Source organism: Colwellia sp. NW0002-52-1, from assembly GCF_057550865.1.
The window spans coordinates 107,711-123,996 of the sequence record NZ_BAAJLU010000004.1 but is presented as its reverse complement, the minus strand read 5'-3'; the positions used below and the strand labels follow the sequence as shown (position 1 = coordinate 123,996).

Genomic DNA, 16,286 nt, shown 5'->3' with positions numbered 1-16,286 from the left:
AATTAGTGATTAATTGAACGTGTAAGAAGCACTTAAGAACACACGTGGACCAATAACGTCATACGTTTCTGGGAATGTGTTAGCTTGTGATTGAGACTCACCTAAAGCAGTAGGCTCTTCATCAAATACGTTTTTAACACCAAAGTTAACATTTAAGTTTTCGTTAACTAAGTAGCTAGCACTTAAATCAACATATAGAGCTGAATCAATTTCAGAAACAACTAAGTCACTACGTTGAATTGGGTCATCACCAATTAGTTGGTCATCATCAGTTGAACCGATGTAACGTACTAATGCAGATAATGTTAAGTCGCCATTTGTCCAGTTAACACGTGTGTTAGCTTGGAACTCAGGTTGTGGGTTACCACAAGTGTTACCGTATGAACCAGCACATTCGTTGATAGTATCTAAACCAACAACTGGAACTACGTCAGACGTATCTAGGAATGTAGAACGGAATTGAATGTTCAAGTCAGAACCACTGTCAAACAAACCAAAATCAAGTTCAGTGTTGTAAGTTACGTTAAAATCAACACCGCTTGTTTCAATTGATGCAATGTTTGCATTCAATGATTTAACAACGTTAACGTTACCGTCTGCACGACGACTGATGTTTTGACAAGTTTCATGAGATGCATCTTTAACAACGTTGTAACAAACGTCAAGCGTGTTATTTACACCGTATACAGAAATAGCATCTTCAATTTCAATTTTGAAGTAATCGATTGTGAAATCTAAACCTTCAAATGGTTGAACAACAATACCAACAGTTAAGGTATCAGAAGTCTCTTCTTGAAGCTCTGAGTTACCACCGAAAGAACCTTCGATTTGACCGTTAGCTTGGTCGAATACACCAATTTGGTCAGCTGCAACGCCGTCAGCAAGACATAATGCGTCACTAGTAATACCAGCTTTGTAACCGTCAGCAGCACATGGATCAACCGCACCAGGGAAACCAGCTGATGCACCTAAGAATAACTCAGATACGTTTGGAGCACGTACTGAAGATTGGAAGCCAACACGAGTGCTGATCCAGTCTGTTGGTGCCCAGTTAATCGCTGTAGCAAATGATGAAACTTGACCGATGTTAGAGTAATCAGCAAAACGTGCTGCACCCCATAGGCTTAAGTCTTCAGCAAATTCTTTACCGCTGATTAATGGAATTGAAAATTCTGTAAAGATTTCATCAGAGCTGTATGCACCAACAGTAGCTTCACCCGCATTAAAACCTAGTACATCACCTGCTGCTAAGAACTCATCTGGACGGTAAGTTGACTCGTCTTGACGTTTTTCATAACCGAAAACGATACCAACTGACTCTTCAGCACCTGGGAAAGTAAATGGCAATGCACCAGATACCGTAGCCATGAATACTTCTTGTTTAAGTGTCGTAGCGTTTGTAGCACCGATATTAATAAAATCGATAGCTTCATCAGAAATGTTGCCTTCACCGAAAATATTTAATGGAACACAACCATTTGATGTATCTTGACATGCTGTGCCTGCGTCATTAACTAAAAGCGCTTGCTTGAAGCGTGAAGCTGCAACATCGTTGTTTAAAAGTGTTGTGTGGTCTAGTTGTGAACGGCTGTAGTAAACATCGTATGACCAATCGTCATTAATGTAACCGTCGATACCAACTAATAAACGCATTGCGTCACGAGTATCGATAGATTGGCGTGAACCATTCTCTACCATACGACGACCTACGAACATTTCGTAGTTACCATCTGCGTTTAAGTCACCGCTGTTTAATAATGCATCTTGTACGTCTGCACCGAAGAATGCACTATTAGGGTTTACTTCAATAGTAGTAAACGCTGGTGTAGGTGCTAGTTCTTGTGGAACTTCGTTACGAATGAAAGAAAGTTCACTGTAAATACGAGTCTCGTCATTAATGTAGAAATGAGAGAATGCGTTCATTGTTAAACGTTCTTGTGGTAACTGTAAAAAGTTATCCGGAGCGTAGTTAAAACGGTCTTCAAGAGTAAAAGGTGCGCCAGTACCATCTGGTAAGAAACGACCTAAGCTTGAACCAGCATTCGCGCCAGTATTCAGTGTTGGACCACCAAAAATACGTGTACCAGGAATACCTGAAGAACCACCAGCAACTAACTCGCCATCGCCTTCAGTTAAAGCAACACTTGCAAAGTCACGGTCGCCTTGGAATAAAGATTCACGCTTAGAGTAACCAACGTAAAGTACTGCGTTACCACGGTCATCAGCAAAGTTGCCACCCATGGTTAAATCTAAGTTAAATTTCTCAGCATCGCCTTCAGTCGTTACATCGTATAACGTTGAAATTTCAACACCTTCAAAATCATCTTTCATTTTAAAGTTAACAACACCACCGATTGCATCTGAACCGTATACCGCAGAAGCACCACCAGTGATGATTTCAACGTTTTCGATTAATGAAGCTGGGATTGTGTTTAAATCTACAACGCCAGATTGGTTAGCAGGAACCCAACGACGACCGTTAACCATAACTAACGTACGTGAAGTACCTAAACCACGTAAATCTACAGTAGCTGTACCGTCACCAGGGTTGTTTGAGCTAGGACCAAACGAAGGTAATGTAGAAGGTAATTCAGCAAGTTTTTGCTCGATGTTAAGGTTACCTGAAATTGCGAATTCTTGTGCGCTAATTTCGATAATAGGTGTTACAGCTGTTAATTCTGAACGACGAATACGTGAACCAGTTACCTGGATACGTTCAACACCTTTTTCTTCTGCTGCAGCTTCTTCAGCGAATGCCATAGCACTTGGTGCAGCTAGAACAGTAGTTGTTGCGCCAGCTACAAGAGCTAAACGAACAGCTTTAGTAAGCTTGTTACTTTGATACATTGATATACTCCCTGGACCACTTTCGTGATACTAGTGTTTAATTTCAAGACTATGTTGTCTTGTTGTTGAATTACTAATTCGGTTAAAAACCAAATCTTTCAGCTAAGATATTAAACTTAATCTTGTTAATGGGTCAACACAAACAGTTACGTTTTATTTACATAATTCACTTATGGCATTAAAAGGCAGTCAAAAAACGTATTTTAACAATCAAGTAACAAAGTACACAAAATAAGCAATTTCTCATTAAAAATCATATCTTCGATGTATTTAAAATCGATTACCGCCAATAAAAAAACACAAGCAAACAAAACTAAAACAATAACTTACAAGTAATTTATGTTTTATAGATTATTGAATGAGCACAAAAAACAAATAGCTTTTTTAGATATTTATAAAAAAAACAACAAAAACAACATTTAATCTAATTAACAATAACTTACAGACACCAACTACTTACGTAAACAAATTGAAACAGTTTTTGATATTTATTTTCATTTATTTTGTAACCAAGCTCAAATTTGGCAATAAATAGTGATTTTATCTCACCAACAATCCTATTTCAGGGCCTTTCACCGTTTAATTTAAATACACTGTTTGTGAATATTTATCTAAAAATATTTTATACGCTGATGAATTTCGAACCAGAAGTACACAAAAATAAACTTTGCTTCGCAGAAAAATACTCTCAATTTGAGTTAGAAATCTAGGTAAATTCATGATTGCATTGTGGTATAGTTATCCGCAAATTTACTATGCAAAATATTCTATGATCATGGATCCTGCCCTAGACATTAGTTTATGGATAACCTTATGTAGTGTCGGCTTTGTTGCTGGGCTAATTGATGCTATTGCTGGTGGCGGCGGCATGCTTACCGTGCCTACATTATTAACCTCTGGTTTACCACCACACGTTGCACTTGGTACGAATAAACTTGCTGCCTCTTTTGGTTCATTTACAGCATCTTTTACTTTTTATCGAAAAAACCTTTTTAACCCTAAATATTGGCGACTAGCTATTGTCGCCACTGCTATTGGCGCTATATTAGGCACTGTAATTGTTAATTTTTTATCTGTAGAATTTCTAGATAAGTACATTCCAGTGCTTGTAGTATTAACCGCTGTATACACTTTATTATCGCGCTCAGTTTCCAGTAAAGTTATAGGCTTACCGATAAAAAATAGAATTATAAAAATTAAACAAGTAATACAAGGTCTTATTTTAGGCTTTTATGATGGCCTTGCTGGCCCGGGAACAGGTGCCTTTTGGGTAAGTTCATCAAATGCCTTATATAAAATCGATATTCTACTTAGTTCGGGATTAGCCCGTTCGACAAATTTTGTCAGTAATTTCTTTAGTTTGTTAACTTTTATTTACCTAGGCCACGTTAACTTTGTATTAGGCCTTTCAATGGGATTTTTCATAATGCTTGGTGCCTGGGTCGGTGCTAATTGGGCCATTAAATTGGGTAGTAAATTTATACGCCCTACTTTTATTACAGTGGTTATTCTTATGTCGGCTAATTTAGGCTATCAAGCTTGGTTTAGTTAGAAAGGTTAAGTATGCTCAATGCAATTAATAAAATTCATGCAATTCTCGATCAGCTTAATGTGCAGGCCAACATTGTTGATCAACAAAATAAACATTCAAAATATCATAAAATAATTCAAGAAAATGATATTTTCTCTGAAAAATTATTTCTTACTCACAGTGATCTGTTTCAACCCTATGTTGACGAGGTAAAAAATAAAACTAATGAATTGGCTAGGCTTTTAGCTGCAAATAAAAACACGCTTGCGCATACGCGCTTACTTACTATTGAACAGCAAATTTCCGCGTTAAGAAATGCGTTAAATGCAAACGGTACTTTACATAAAGAGCCAGCCCAAAGGCTTGTGGCAATAAAGTCTAGACGTTATAAAAAAGCAGCACAGGCTGTAATGCAATCGAGTCATAATCTGCACAATAAACTCAATGAAACAATTGAGTTCGAAAGACGTTTACTCGAAATGATACAAACTCGTGAGAAACAGTTTCATGGTGCGTCTGTAAAAAAATCAAAACAATTAACTGACGAGGTTCTTGCTCTCCATCAACGACTTGGCCGTTGCCGACAAGCGATTTCTAAACTTGAACGTGAAATATCAAATGCCGAAAAACGTTAAAACATGACTGATAATTATTATTTTCAATTTAAATTAATGCTTAGAAAGAAAAAAAGATTGGTGTTTTCATTACACTAGCATTAGGCTTGAAAATATAACCACCAAAAAAAGTTATTAACATGAACATTCCCGACGATATTCATAATTATTACGAAAAGTTAGTTTCAGAACATTTTTCGGCATTGAAACTAGAAGAAAGCTATGGTGCTGAATTTTTAGCAGATTTAGTTTGTGTAGTTTTGAATCAACTGCCTACTCGCTACATTCGACATGAAGTTGACATGGCTTTTTATTTACCAGCATCTGAACGTTTTGAGATGGAAAACAATGTTAAAGTTGCGGTATCCAAAGCATTAGCATTCATGAAAGAACATAATTAGTTCACGCTCAATTTTGTTATGCCGTTATTTTCTCGGCTAGCTTTCATAACCTAACATATAAAATAAGTGGTCATAACTTTGAATATTCCTGATATCCCTAACAATCATGCTTTAGCGGTTTTGCTGATAACCGTTTTAGCGCTCTATTTATTCCGCCGTGAAGATATACCGCTAGAAACTTCATCGCTAGCTGTAATAGCCATATTAGCGGTAATGTTTGCCGTTTTTCCATTTTCTATTGATGGCGTACATTTTGAACCCAGTGCTTTATTTTTTGGTTTCGGGCATGAGGCCTTAGTTACGGTTTGCTCACTAATGATTATCGGTCATGGCATAGTACGCACAGGTGCGTTAGAACCTATAGGACGATATCTAGCTAAATTATGGAAAATCAGCCCGGCTTTGTCTTTGCTAATTACGCTTGTTTTAGCCGGAACATTAAGTGCTTTTATAAATAACACGCCGGTAGTAGTGCTATTACTGCCGATTTTAATTAGTGTATCTTTGCGTACTAAAACCGACTCCTCCCCGATGTTACTGCCAATGGGTCTTGCTACATTAGTGGGTGGTATGGCAACGACTATAGGCACATCAACTAACTTGTTGGTTGTAAGTATTGCTAAAAATATGGGCGCTGCTGAATTTGGTCTTTTTGACTTTGCGCAACCGGCCCTTATTGCTGCTGTTGTTGCCATTGCTTATTTATGGATTATTGCGCCTAAATTACTGCCAAGTCGCTCTCCATCTATGCCTGATACTTCACCTAGAATTTTCAGTGCCTACCTTAATATAAATGAAGAAAGTACAAGTAATGAAAAAACTATTACTGAAATCATAGCGTTAACAGATGGCCAATTAAAAATAGAAAGCATTCAACGCGGTCCTGAAAACCGTAATATTGTACCTTTGCCTGACACAGTCCTCGTTGTTGGCGATAGGTTAAAAGTACATGATTATCCCGATAGACTTAAAGAATACGAAACCGTGCTTGGCGCTACCTTGTTCTCTGGGCAACATAAAGTTGATGAAGATCATCCATTAAAGGCTGAAAAACAAATTTTAGCTGAAATTGTAATTGTTGCTGGCTCTGGCATTGAGGGCAGAACATTACAAGAAGCCAACTTTATTAATAAGCACGCGATTACCGTTGTAGCTCTGCACAGAGCAGGTAAAGCAATGGAGATTGGACGCAACGGTATTGGTAAAACGCGTTTAAAAATTGGTGATGTATTACTTGTTCAAGGTGAAATAGAGCAAATAGCCGCATTAAAAGAAAAGCCCGGTTTGTTAGTTATTGATGGCGCAGAATCATTACCTCAAACAAGTAAAGCCCCTATAGCTTTAGGTACTTTATTGGCAGTAGTTGTATCGTCAGCATTAGGCATTTTACCCATCGAAATCAGCTCTGTTTGCGGTGTTTTAATACTCTTGTTAACTAAATGTTTAGATTGGCAAGAAGCTTCATCGGCACTTAGCACCCAAGTAATATTAATTGTTGCTGCCTCTTTAGCTTTAGGCTCTGCAATGATGATGACCGGTGGAGCAGAATATATTGCACAAGTTTTTGTTGCCGTTTCATATGGACTACCTCCAGGCGGTGTTTTAGCGTCATTAATGTTGTTACTAGCCATATTAACAAATATTGTTTCTAACAACGCGGCAGCGGTAATAGGCACACCTATTGCCATTTCTGTCGCGAGCCAATTAAACCTTTCGCCTGAACCATTCATTTTAGCGGTTTTATTTGGTGCTAACTTAAGTTATGCAACACCTATGGCTTATAAAACGAATTTATTGGTAATGAATGCGGGAGGATATAAGTTCTCTGACTTTATGCGAATTGGTATTCCGTTGATTCTTTTAATGTGGGTAACACTGTCTTTATTATTAAGCTGGATGTATTTATAACGAGGGTTTATTTATAGGTAAAATAATTACCGTAATGATACTAAAGGCAAGCATAGCAATTCATTTATAGCTTGCCTTTACGCTAAATTTTGGCTTTCAAAATCAAATGATTCTTAATCCTCAGCAGATCCTCGGCCCCAAACATATCGAGAACACACGCCTTTCCTACTTTACTAACTTATTGAGCAGTACAGCGGGCTAACAACTTAGTTTCCACGTTATGTTCAGCCGCTACGACCGCCTATTGTTAAATCAACAGCTTTAAATTTGAATCGTGAACGTTAAGATGAAGGGTTTGAAATTAAGTCTTCAGTTACCACTGCAGTTTTGTTGAAAATAATGCCAGAAATAATGTCAGAAAATATGTTTAATCTTATGTCACCAAGCCTTTACATGTAATAAGCAAGCAAACTAACTAACCTGAACTCTGGATAATGAGTGCTTGAAACTCAAGTGAACCAAAAGCTTAGGTAATAAAGTAAATGCTATAGCCAGGTGAACATCACGAATAGATATTATCAATGCTTCATTTTATGCCATTTCCAAGGCAAAACGTTTATGAATAGCGCGCTATTTATCGACGTTTTAACGCAGAAAATGGCTTAAAAGGGAGCATTGAGCAAGTGCTGCTTATCCAGAGTTCAGGTTAACTATGTTTTAAAGTATATATTTCAGATCTTTAATGACAAATTTCGATAGTGTTTTAAGGGTTTTAAGGGTTTAAGTGTTTTTACTACAGTTAAAGTCGGTTAACTAAAGAAGTTAATTGCAAATAAACAAGGTAGTAAATATTAACTAGTAGTGCTTAACAATGTGGTTAAATAAATATTGCTGAACGAAAAAGAGATTATTGTTACGGAGAAAGGGATTGGGTGGCAACCCTAATAGCCAACACTCCGGCACATGAGTCGTCTGCTGCGGTTGCTTCCTTCCGGACCTGGCCGAGTTCACAGAGTATCATTGCGGAGGGACCAAAAGGGTCACCATAGTAGCGCTAAAACAATCTCTTTAACGCGGCGCGAATTATCGCTAAACAAACGCTTCGTTGCAAGCGCTAGTTGCTAATTTTAAACTGCTTGTGGTTTTTTTGCACAAACACCTGAAAATACTTGCTTAAATTCAATTAATTCTTGAGCTATGTCACCGGTTATTTTTACTGCGGGGTGAAATCTCACTTCTTTCTTAGCAAAGTCAAAACTCACCGGCACTACTGGCACATTTGCTTGTTTAGCAATATGTAAAAAACCAGTTCTCCACTCAACTGTTTTACTTCGTGTACCTTCCGGCGCTATACCTAGAATGAATTGCTCATTAGATTCAAATTCATTAACAATTTGTCCAACAACACCGTGGCTATGGTTTCGATCAACACCAATCCCACCAATGCTGTTTAATAAAGACTTTATCGGCCAACGAAAAATACTGCCTTTTGCCAAAAAGGATACCTTAAGGTTTAAAGTAAACATTGCAGCAATACCAACAAAAAAGTCCCAGTTTGAAGTATGAGGTGCTACCGCAAGAATAAACTTAGGATGCTGAGGTAACTCGCCACTAATTTGCCAACCACAGCGCAGCATTATTTGACTTGCAAGCTTACTTAACACGCCATAATGTCTTGTAGCAATACATGCTGGTACGGTTGGTAATATTAATTTCTTCATCTGTTGCTTTGCCAACTTAACGTGATCTAGCTAATTTTTCATTAATCTCAAGCATTACCGATTTAATCACAAGTAAGTTTTCCTTGCCTAATCTTAATAGTAATTTTTCTGCATCGTCTAATGATTCTAATGACTCATCTTTATATTTATACATAACGCTAGGGCGTGATAATTCGAGCTGAGCTTTAGGAATTTCCATATCTAAAACCTTGGTTATCGCATTCTGCAGCTTATCGGTGAAGTCTTCCTCTGGGTAGCCTAGCTCGGCATAAGCTTGGTCAATTAGCGGCTTTAATTCACCATACCATTGCACCAGCATTTCACTGTCCATTGAACGCAGAAGATCAACGTACATGCTAAAGCGACGAGTACTAGATTCATCCCATTGCCATTGTGTGCCTTGTTCTGTTTCTTGCTCTAAGGCGGTAAACTTTGTGTTTGGTGTAACTAACGGTGTGTGCTCGTAAGCCAAAGTGCCTTGACTGAAGTTATCAGTAAACACCACAAATCGGCGGATCATATCGTCTGTTACTACCAGTTTTAGTAACTCTTTTCGCCAAGTTAATTCAGGTAACTTTGCACTAAACCAAGTATCGCTTTCATCTAAGGTAGGTAAAATTATTTCTGGCTCAATATCTACTGTCTCTTCTTCAATTGGATCTGTAGAGAGCTCTGGCTCAATTATTTCAGGCGGTAATTCTGGCACTTTGATCGGCTCTTCAACCGTTTCGATTACAGCCGTAGTGTTTGCTTCGATTGTATCGCTTTTATCGGCTGAAATAACATAGTAGTAAATCACGAAGGCGATAATCGCAGCTATAATTATTGCAATAACAGCCCAAGGTGTTTGTTTTTCTTCTGTATGTTGAATTGACATAATAACCCTTGTTTATTGAAAAAGTGAATGAAGAATAATAAGTTTATATCGTTAACTGGTTAATTAAATTAGCTTTATTTCTGTGCATCATCCTGATTCTCAGGAAGTGCCGCAATAAAGGCTGGGTGCTTATTACAATTGTCGACTACTCGACATATATTTGGAAACTTGCTCATATCAAGGTTAAATCGATTGGCATTATATACTTGTGGCACTAAACAAATATCAGCCATTGTAATGTTATCGCCGAAACAATATTGACCAGCATTATGCTCCAATTGTTTCTCAATAGCGGTAAAACCAATATTCATCCAATGATGGCTCCAAATAAGTTTATCACTTTCTGGCAACGAAAAGCTGTTTACTAAGTATTGTTGTACTCGCAAATTGTTAACGGGATGCATTTCACAGGCTACATCTAAAGCAAGCGCTTTTACTTTTGCTTTAGTCACGATATTTTCAGGGTAAACAGCAACTGAAGGAAATTTCTCGTCTAGATACTCTATTATGGCAATTGATTGGTGCAACTTAACATCTTCATCAACTAACGTGGGTACTAAATGTGTTGGATTCAAATCAGTATAAGCATCTTTATGTTGTTCACCGCCGTCTTTTACTAAATGTACTGGAACCGATTCAAATGCTAGCCCTTTAAGGTGCATAGCAATTCTAACTCTATATGCGGCAGAAGAGCGCCAATAGCCATATAATTTCATTTATAATACTCGAGTAGTTTTAAAAAACGCCAATACGTTAATGAACAATATTGGCATATTTACATTATATTTTAACGGTTTTTTTGTTGATATCGTAGTCACGTAATTTATTAGCAATTGCCGTATGACTAAGCCCTAACTTTTTCGCTAACTGTCTTGTGCTTGGATAAGCTGGATAAAGTTTACGCAATAAGTCAGCTTCAAAATTTTTCACTGCCGCATCTAATGTTCCTTCAAAATCTTGCTCAAGATAACCGTGTTCTCGCGTATAAGCAGGCAACTGTAAATGCGAGGTCATAATAATATTGTTTTCTATTAATGACACGGCTCGTATCAATACATTTTCAAGTTGCCTAACATTACCTGGCCATGGGTAATGCTCAATAAACTCAAGACACTCTGCGTCAAATGAAATATGTGTTTTACCAATACGTTGACCAAATTTAGCCACAAAAAGTTCCGCTAAAGGCACAATATCGGCACGACGTTCTCGTAATGATGGAATATTAAGACCTAGAACATTCAAGCGATAATACAGGTCTTCTCTAAACTCACCTAGTGATACCATATTAAGTAAATCACGATTTGTTGACCCAATAATGCGAACATTTACTTTAATTTCTTGCTCATCATCAATACGTCTAAAAGTGCCGTCTTGGATAACTCTGAGTACTTTGGTTTGTAATTTAGCCGACATTTCGCCAACTTCATCAAAAAATATAGTGCCGCCATCAGCTGATTCAAATATGCCGCGCTTGCTATTAGCTTGACCTGCAGCTCCAGCACCAAATAACTCTGTTTCTGCGGCATCGTCTGGTAATGCTGCACAACTTAAGGTCATAAAAGGTTTATCGGCACGATCACTAGCAGCATGGCAGGCCCGAGCCAATAACTCTTTACCTGTTCCTGTTTCTCCAACAATCAGCATTGAAGAATCAAGTAAGGCCATACGTTTTGCTTCGCGAATTAATTTACGCATAGCACTGCTGTTAGTTTGAATGCCATTAAAGTCATTCTCATTAGCCTTTTTAAAAACACTAATTTGCTGACCTAATCTAGCTTCTGATTTTAATATGATAACCGCACCTGCAAGCACATGCTTTTCATCACCATCAGCAATATGAATTGGGATAATATCAGCTACAAAATCATCGTCTTGAAATTTAACCCTGCGGGTTTGAGCTAACACTTCTTCACCATCAAGCCAGCGCGATAAATTAAACCCCTTCAGCCATTGACCAACATGCTCGCCAATAATATGCTCTAACGATTCACACATTATTTGTGCTGCAATGTTATTTACTACCCGTACTTGTCCTTTATTGTCTACCGAAATAAAAGGATCAGGGAAGGTTTTGACTAATGTTTCAAATTCATTGCGCTCTCGCTCAGATGGCATATAAGGCGTAGTTTTAACGTCAATAATACCGTCAATTAAACGCAGCTGCGGCATAAAGCTTTGCAATTCTGAAAACTCTAAATCAGGAATGTTAATGAAAATTTTCCCCGGTCTTTTAACCTCGATACCTCGTAGGTCAATCCCACGTTCAACAAATATCGCTAACACACTTTGCGCAATACCGATTCGGTCATGGCAACCAATTTCTAAACGCATTTATTAACCTCAGCAAACATCAAAATCTAATAGCGCTATTGTAAACTAATTTTTACAACAAAAAAAAGCCCCCTGTAATAGGAGGCTTAGTATTATTGTTGTAAGTAAACGTTACAGAAGTTGATCAGTCTTTGCCGCACAAATAAAATCATTCTTGTGTAGCCCTTTAATTGCGTGGGTCCACCAAGTAACTTTAACTTTACCCCACTCTAATAAAATGGCTGGGTGATGAAATTCTTGCTCTGCTAATTCAGAAACTTTATTTGCAAAAGCCCACGCTAATTTATAGTTTTTAAACTTATAAACGCGTTCAAGCATCATAACGCCATTATTAACTTCAGGAACCCAGTCAGGTATTTGAGATAATAAACTTGCTAATTCGTCGTCGCTAACTTTAGGTGCATCGACCTGACATGCTTCACATTGTTGATTTGATAATTCGCCACTCATAATATTTCCTTAACTTGCTTTTAATTCAAATTTTGCTGGATGTAGACCAATCTTTTTAGCCTGCTCTACTAACGCCATAATGTCTTCTACTTCTAATTTACGTATATCATCTAAGTCGCTAACTTTAGTCAGCATAAAATAAACTGGTTGCATAATATCAATACGATATTGTGTGCGAAGCACATCTAAAACATCGAGAGGTTTTCTTTCTACTGATTTATCATTTAATGCGTATTCAGTTTCACTAGGTGAAGACAAAATTCCACCACCGTAAACGCGTAAACCTTTAGGGGTATCTAATAAACCAAACTCCACTGTAAACCAATAAAGTCGAGCTAAAAATACGCGATCTTCTTTTGAGGCATTTAATCCCATCATGCCATAGGCTTGCGTATAATTTGCAAACGATTCATTGGTTAATAGTGGGCAGTGACCGTAGATTTCATGGAAAATATCAGGCTCTTGTAAATAATCGAACTCTTCTTGCGAGCGAATAAATGTAGCAACAGGGAATTTTCGTTCTGATAGCAATCTAAAAAACTCACCAAAACCTATCAAAGCGGGCACAGGCTCACAGCTCCACCCTGTGGTTGCTTGTAAAACTTTACTGACTTCTGCTAATTGCGGAATTCTATCAAGTGGTAAGTTGAGTTTAGTTAACCCTTCATTAAACTCGTCACAAGCGGTGTCTTTTACCGTAGAAAGCTGACGAGTTATCAACGCTTGCCATATTTTGTTTTCCGCTGTTGTCCATGCAATATTGCCATGTTCATCTGCAACTTTTGAGACGTATTTAGTTACCTTAGCCATTTTTAACCTTACTTGTTGATATCAAATTTATTATTAATTTTATTTTGATATCTAAACTATTTAGTTGTCACAATAGTAAGGCAACATCTGTAGAAAAAGCACTACTTGCTAAGTGTCTACTTTTCAACCAGAACATTAAATGTGTAAAATTTGTGTTACATGAAAATGTACAAAAACAAAAAATTGCTTTATTTTCAATGGCTAATTTATTTTTTATTCACTAGTGATTGTACTTGGCTAACCACTTCTTGACGTATATGCGCTAATTTAGGTGCATCATCTGAAAAAGGAATCGGTCGACATAAATGCATAGCTTTAAGTCCTAATCTTGCCGTTAACATTCCCGCACCTAACCCTTGTGCCATGCGCGCTGATAGTTTGCCTAATAACTCTACACCTAACAAGTCTGCTCCTAAATCTGCCACTAACTCACTCGCGCCAGCATAGGCCATATTTATAAAAACTTGCTTAATTAACTTTATGCGACTCCAGTAGCCTAATTTAAGCCCGTACAAGGCAGAAATTTTATTAATCATCCGAAAATTTCGCCATAGCATCAGTAACATATCAATAATAGCAATAGGACTTAATGCGACCAACACCACAGATTCAGAGGAGAATTTTGCAATTTCTTTTAATGCTTTTTGGTCAACCTGAGATAAGATATTTCGCTCGTATAGCTGCATTATTTCTGCATCGCTATATTCTTCAAGGTTCAATTTATGCCATGAACTATGATCGAACTCAGCTAAGTCTCCCGGTAAGCGTTTAGAGATTTTATCGCATAACGTTTTTGCATCTAAGTCTGATTCATTATTAACAATTTCTTGCGCATTGTTTTTAAGCTTCTGCTGATATTTGAACTGTCTGAGCCCTGCATACTCTCGCCAAGCAGTACGACCACAAACTACTGATAATCCGCCCAAAAGTACGGCATATAAGCTAGCAATAAGTGGTGATTGACTAAAGCCATTAATGAAAAACTGTACGGTCTCAACCCCAACTAAGGTAATAAATACTAATCCAATTGTTCGCCATAACCAGCTTGGTTTTTCTATTTCAGTTGTAACAGTATCTTCTACTTTTTCTATGTGCTCATCACTTACCCAGTCTTCTTCATTAACAACAATTTGCGGGGTATTTTCTTTTATGGCGCTTTCAACAACATCGAGTGTGTCGAACAGTATTTGCTGTTGATATTTTTCTTTATTTTCTATCATTTTAATTTATCTCCAAGCAAAAATTGCAACATTTGATCCATGCGAAGGTGCGGTAAACACTCGTCAATACTCGCCGACTCTATTGGTGCAAAAGCAATATAGTTAAAAGCTTGTTTTTGCCAGTACTCCAGGGTGGGAATGCTTGCAGGAACAGTACCTGGAAATAGTGTGAGCATTTTGTCATTACTCAACTGTCTCCCTTTTATCACTGGAATGTTCTGTCCTTGATATTGGCTTTTCCCTACTTTTGTCGCCTTAATGGAGGCAATAGCTATTGTTTTCATTTTAATGGCATCAAAACTTAACGTTTGTTTGGTTTGAAAAACCAGTTTATTCAGTAATGACACCAAATTTTCATGCTGCTCAGGTGTTACATGGTCGGCCTTAGTTGCCGCAAAAAGTAGTCGGTCAATTTTTGGCGAAAATAAGCGCGAGAATAAGCTCGATTGACCATATTGAAAGCTTTCCATGATCATCGCGATAGCATTTTGTAAATCCGCAAAGCTCTCTGGGCCTTTATTAAGCGGCGTTAAACAGTCAGCAAGCACAATTTGGCGGTCAAAATTAACAAAGTGTTCTTTATAAAAACGCCTTACAACACGTTCTTTATATTCAATGTATCTTGCACGTAACATACCGATATAGCAGTCGTCTTTAGCATTTTGATATTCATTACTGTCGATTTCATCAAAACCACTAAAAGGAAAGAACTGTAGAATTGGCGCATCTTCAAGCTCGCCCGGAAGAATGAATCGCCCAGGTTGAATAACCGATAAACCTAGTTGATGGCGAAAAAGTAACAGTAAATCAGTGTACTCTTGCGATAATTGCGCTAAAACTGCTTCATCGACACTGGCGAACGGATCAAACTCGGCTAATTTATCTAGAAATGCTTTTGCGTGCTCATTTCTAGGCGCTTGCATTAGCAGTGCAGTTGTTTGTTTTGACCACTCTTCAAACGTTTGCGATAACATCGGCAAATCGAGCAACCATTCTCCTGGGTAATCTGTTATATCGATATAAAGTGTTGCTGACTCTGTAGCGTATTTTAAGATTGAGTCTTTCGGTTGATAACGCACTGCTAGTCGTAACTCGCTGATACCATTGGTGGGTTTAGGCCATTTTGATGGTGATTGACATAAAGCAGATAAAGCCCCGTCATATTCAAATCGTGGAATATGTAAATGTTTTTGAGGCACACGTTTAGCGGCAATATAACGCCCCTGATGAACAACATTAAAAAAACTTAACTGAGAGTTATTCCCCTCATTCAATAGCTGATTTACCAAAGAAGTAATGAAAGCAGTTTTACCGCTCCGGCTAAGCCCTGTTACAGCTAGCGTAATATGTTGATCGATAGAACGATTAACAATGTCGCTAGCTTTTTGTTTTAACTTATCTAACTTCGCTTTATTAATAAATGCCATGCTTGGTTACTATCTTTTATGTTTTTCAATATGTTGAAGGGAATAAGAATTACTGATGCACAGTAAAATGACAAGCGATATTTTAAATTGCGTACTTACTTTTAGATATAAATAACAATAATTTTTTTAACAATTGCAGCAATAAATAGTTAAAAAAAATGACTTGAATAACTTATGTTATAAGTCGATATTATCGTTTATACAAGCTT

At 37.5% G+C, this 16,286-nt stretch carries 12 protein-coding genes, 1 other RNA gene and 1 pseudogene; 4 read left to right on the top strand and 10 right to left on the bottom strand.

Going from position 1 to position 16,286, the window contains the following annotated elements:
• Positions 1 to 9: 9 nt before the first annotated feature.
• Complete coding sequence (locus tag AC27H3_RS06145; protein ID WP_487104583.1) at positions 10 to 2,847, bottom strand: TonB-dependent receptor domain-containing protein; 2,838 nt, start codon at positions 2,845 to 2,847, stop codon at positions 10 to 12.
• Between the two features lie 772 nt (positions 2,848 to 3,619).
• Between AC27H3_RS06145 and AC27H3_RS06140 the strand changes: the two genes are divergently transcribed.
• The 4 genes from AC27H3_RS06140 to AC27H3_RS06125 all read left to right on the top strand — a co-directional run bounded on the left by AC27H3_RS06140 (position 3,620) and on the right by AC27H3_RS06125 (position 7,301).
• Positions 3,620 to 4,399, top strand: coding sequence for a TSUP family transporter (locus AC27H3_RS06140; protein WP_487104748.1), 780 nt, complete (start codon positions 3,620 to 3,622; stop codon positions 4,397 to 4,399).
• A gap of 11 nt (positions 4,400 to 4,410) precedes the next feature.
• Positions 4,411 to 5,013, top strand: coding sequence for a primosomal replication protein PriC (priC, locus tag AC27H3_RS06135; RefSeq protein ID WP_487104582.1), 603 nt, complete (start codon positions 4,411 to 4,413; stop codon positions 5,011 to 5,013).
• Positions 5,014 to 5,132: 119 nt separating this feature from the next.
• On the top strand, positions 5,133 to 5,393 hold the full coding sequence (locus AC27H3_RS06130) for a late competence development ComFB family protein (RefSeq protein ID WP_487104580.1): 261 nt from the start codon (positions 5,133 to 5,135) through the stop codon (positions 5,391 to 5,393).
• A 78-nt stretch (positions 5,394 to 5,471) separates the two neighbouring features.
• Positions 5,472 to 7,301: an SLC13 family permease gene (locus AC27H3_RS06125; protein WP_487104578.1), complete on the top strand. Its 1,830-nt coding sequence runs from the start codon at positions 5,472 to 5,474 to the stop codon at positions 7,299 to 7,301.
• Positions 7,302 to 8,180: 879 nt separating this feature from the next.
• Here the strand turns inward: AC27H3_RS06125 and ffs are convergent.
• The 9 genes and pseudogenes from ffs to AC27H3_RS06080 form a co-directional block, all read right to left on the bottom strand.
• Positions 8,181 to 8,278, bottom strand: an RNA gene (gene ffs / locus AC27H3_RS06120) — signal recognition particle sRNA small type.
• 90 nt (positions 8,279 to 8,368) lie between these two features.
• Positions 8,369 to 8,962, bottom strand: a complete 594-nt coding sequence (locus AC27H3_RS06115) for a 1-acyl-sn-glycerol-3-phosphate acyltransferase (protein ID WP_487104576.1) — start codon at positions 8,960 to 8,962, stop codon at positions 8,369 to 8,371.
• Positions 8,963 to 8,978: 16 nt separating this feature from the next.
• A complete protein-coding gene (locus tag AC27H3_RS06110) occupies positions 8,979 to 9,839 on the bottom strand; it encodes a DUF3014 domain-containing protein (RefSeq protein ID WP_487104574.1) in 861 nt (286 codons plus the stop codon).
• Between the two features lie 74 nt (positions 9,840 to 9,913).
• Positions 9,914 to 10,555 carry a maleylacetoacetate isomerase gene (gene maiA, locus AC27H3_RS06105; protein WP_487104573.1) on the bottom strand — a complete coding sequence of 214 codons (642 nt, stop codon included), beginning with the start codon at positions 10,553 to 10,555 and terminating at the stop codon, positions 9,914 to 9,916.
• A gap of 64 nt (positions 10,556 to 10,619) precedes the next feature.
• The gene (gene tyrR, locus AC27H3_RS06100) at positions 10,620 to 12,170 is read right to left on the bottom strand and encodes a transcriptional regulator TyrR (RefSeq protein WP_487104571.1); all 1,551 of its coding nucleotides are present in this window, start codon (positions 12,168 to 12,170) and stop codon (positions 10,620 to 10,622) included.
• 111 nt (positions 12,171 to 12,281) lie between these two features.
• Complete coding sequence (locus AC27H3_RS06095; protein WP_085302084.1) at positions 12,282 to 12,620, bottom strand: 4a-hydroxytetrahydrobiopterin dehydratase; 339 nt, start codon at positions 12,618 to 12,620, stop codon at positions 12,282 to 12,284.
• 9 nt (positions 12,621 to 12,629) lie between these two features.
• Positions 12,630 to 13,439 (bottom strand): annotated as a pseudogene (phhA, locus tag AC27H3_RS06090) (phenylalanine 4-monooxygenase); the annotation flags it as partial.
• 197 nt (positions 13,440 to 13,636) lie between these two features.
• Positions 13,637 to 14,650 carry a YcjF family protein gene (locus tag AC27H3_RS06085; RefSeq protein ID WP_487104569.1) on the bottom strand — a complete coding sequence of 338 codons (1,014 nt, stop codon included), beginning with the start codon at positions 14,648 to 14,650 and terminating at the stop codon, positions 13,637 to 13,639.
• Entirely contained in the window at positions 14,647 to 16,077 is a 1,431-nt protein-coding gene (locus AC27H3_RS06080; protein ID WP_487104567.1) for a YcjX family GTP-binding protein, read from the bottom strand. The genes AC27H3_RS06085 and AC27H3_RS06080 overlap by 4 nt, the downstream gene beginning before the upstream one ends.
• Between the last annotated feature and the right edge of the window lie 209 nt (positions 16,078 to 16,286).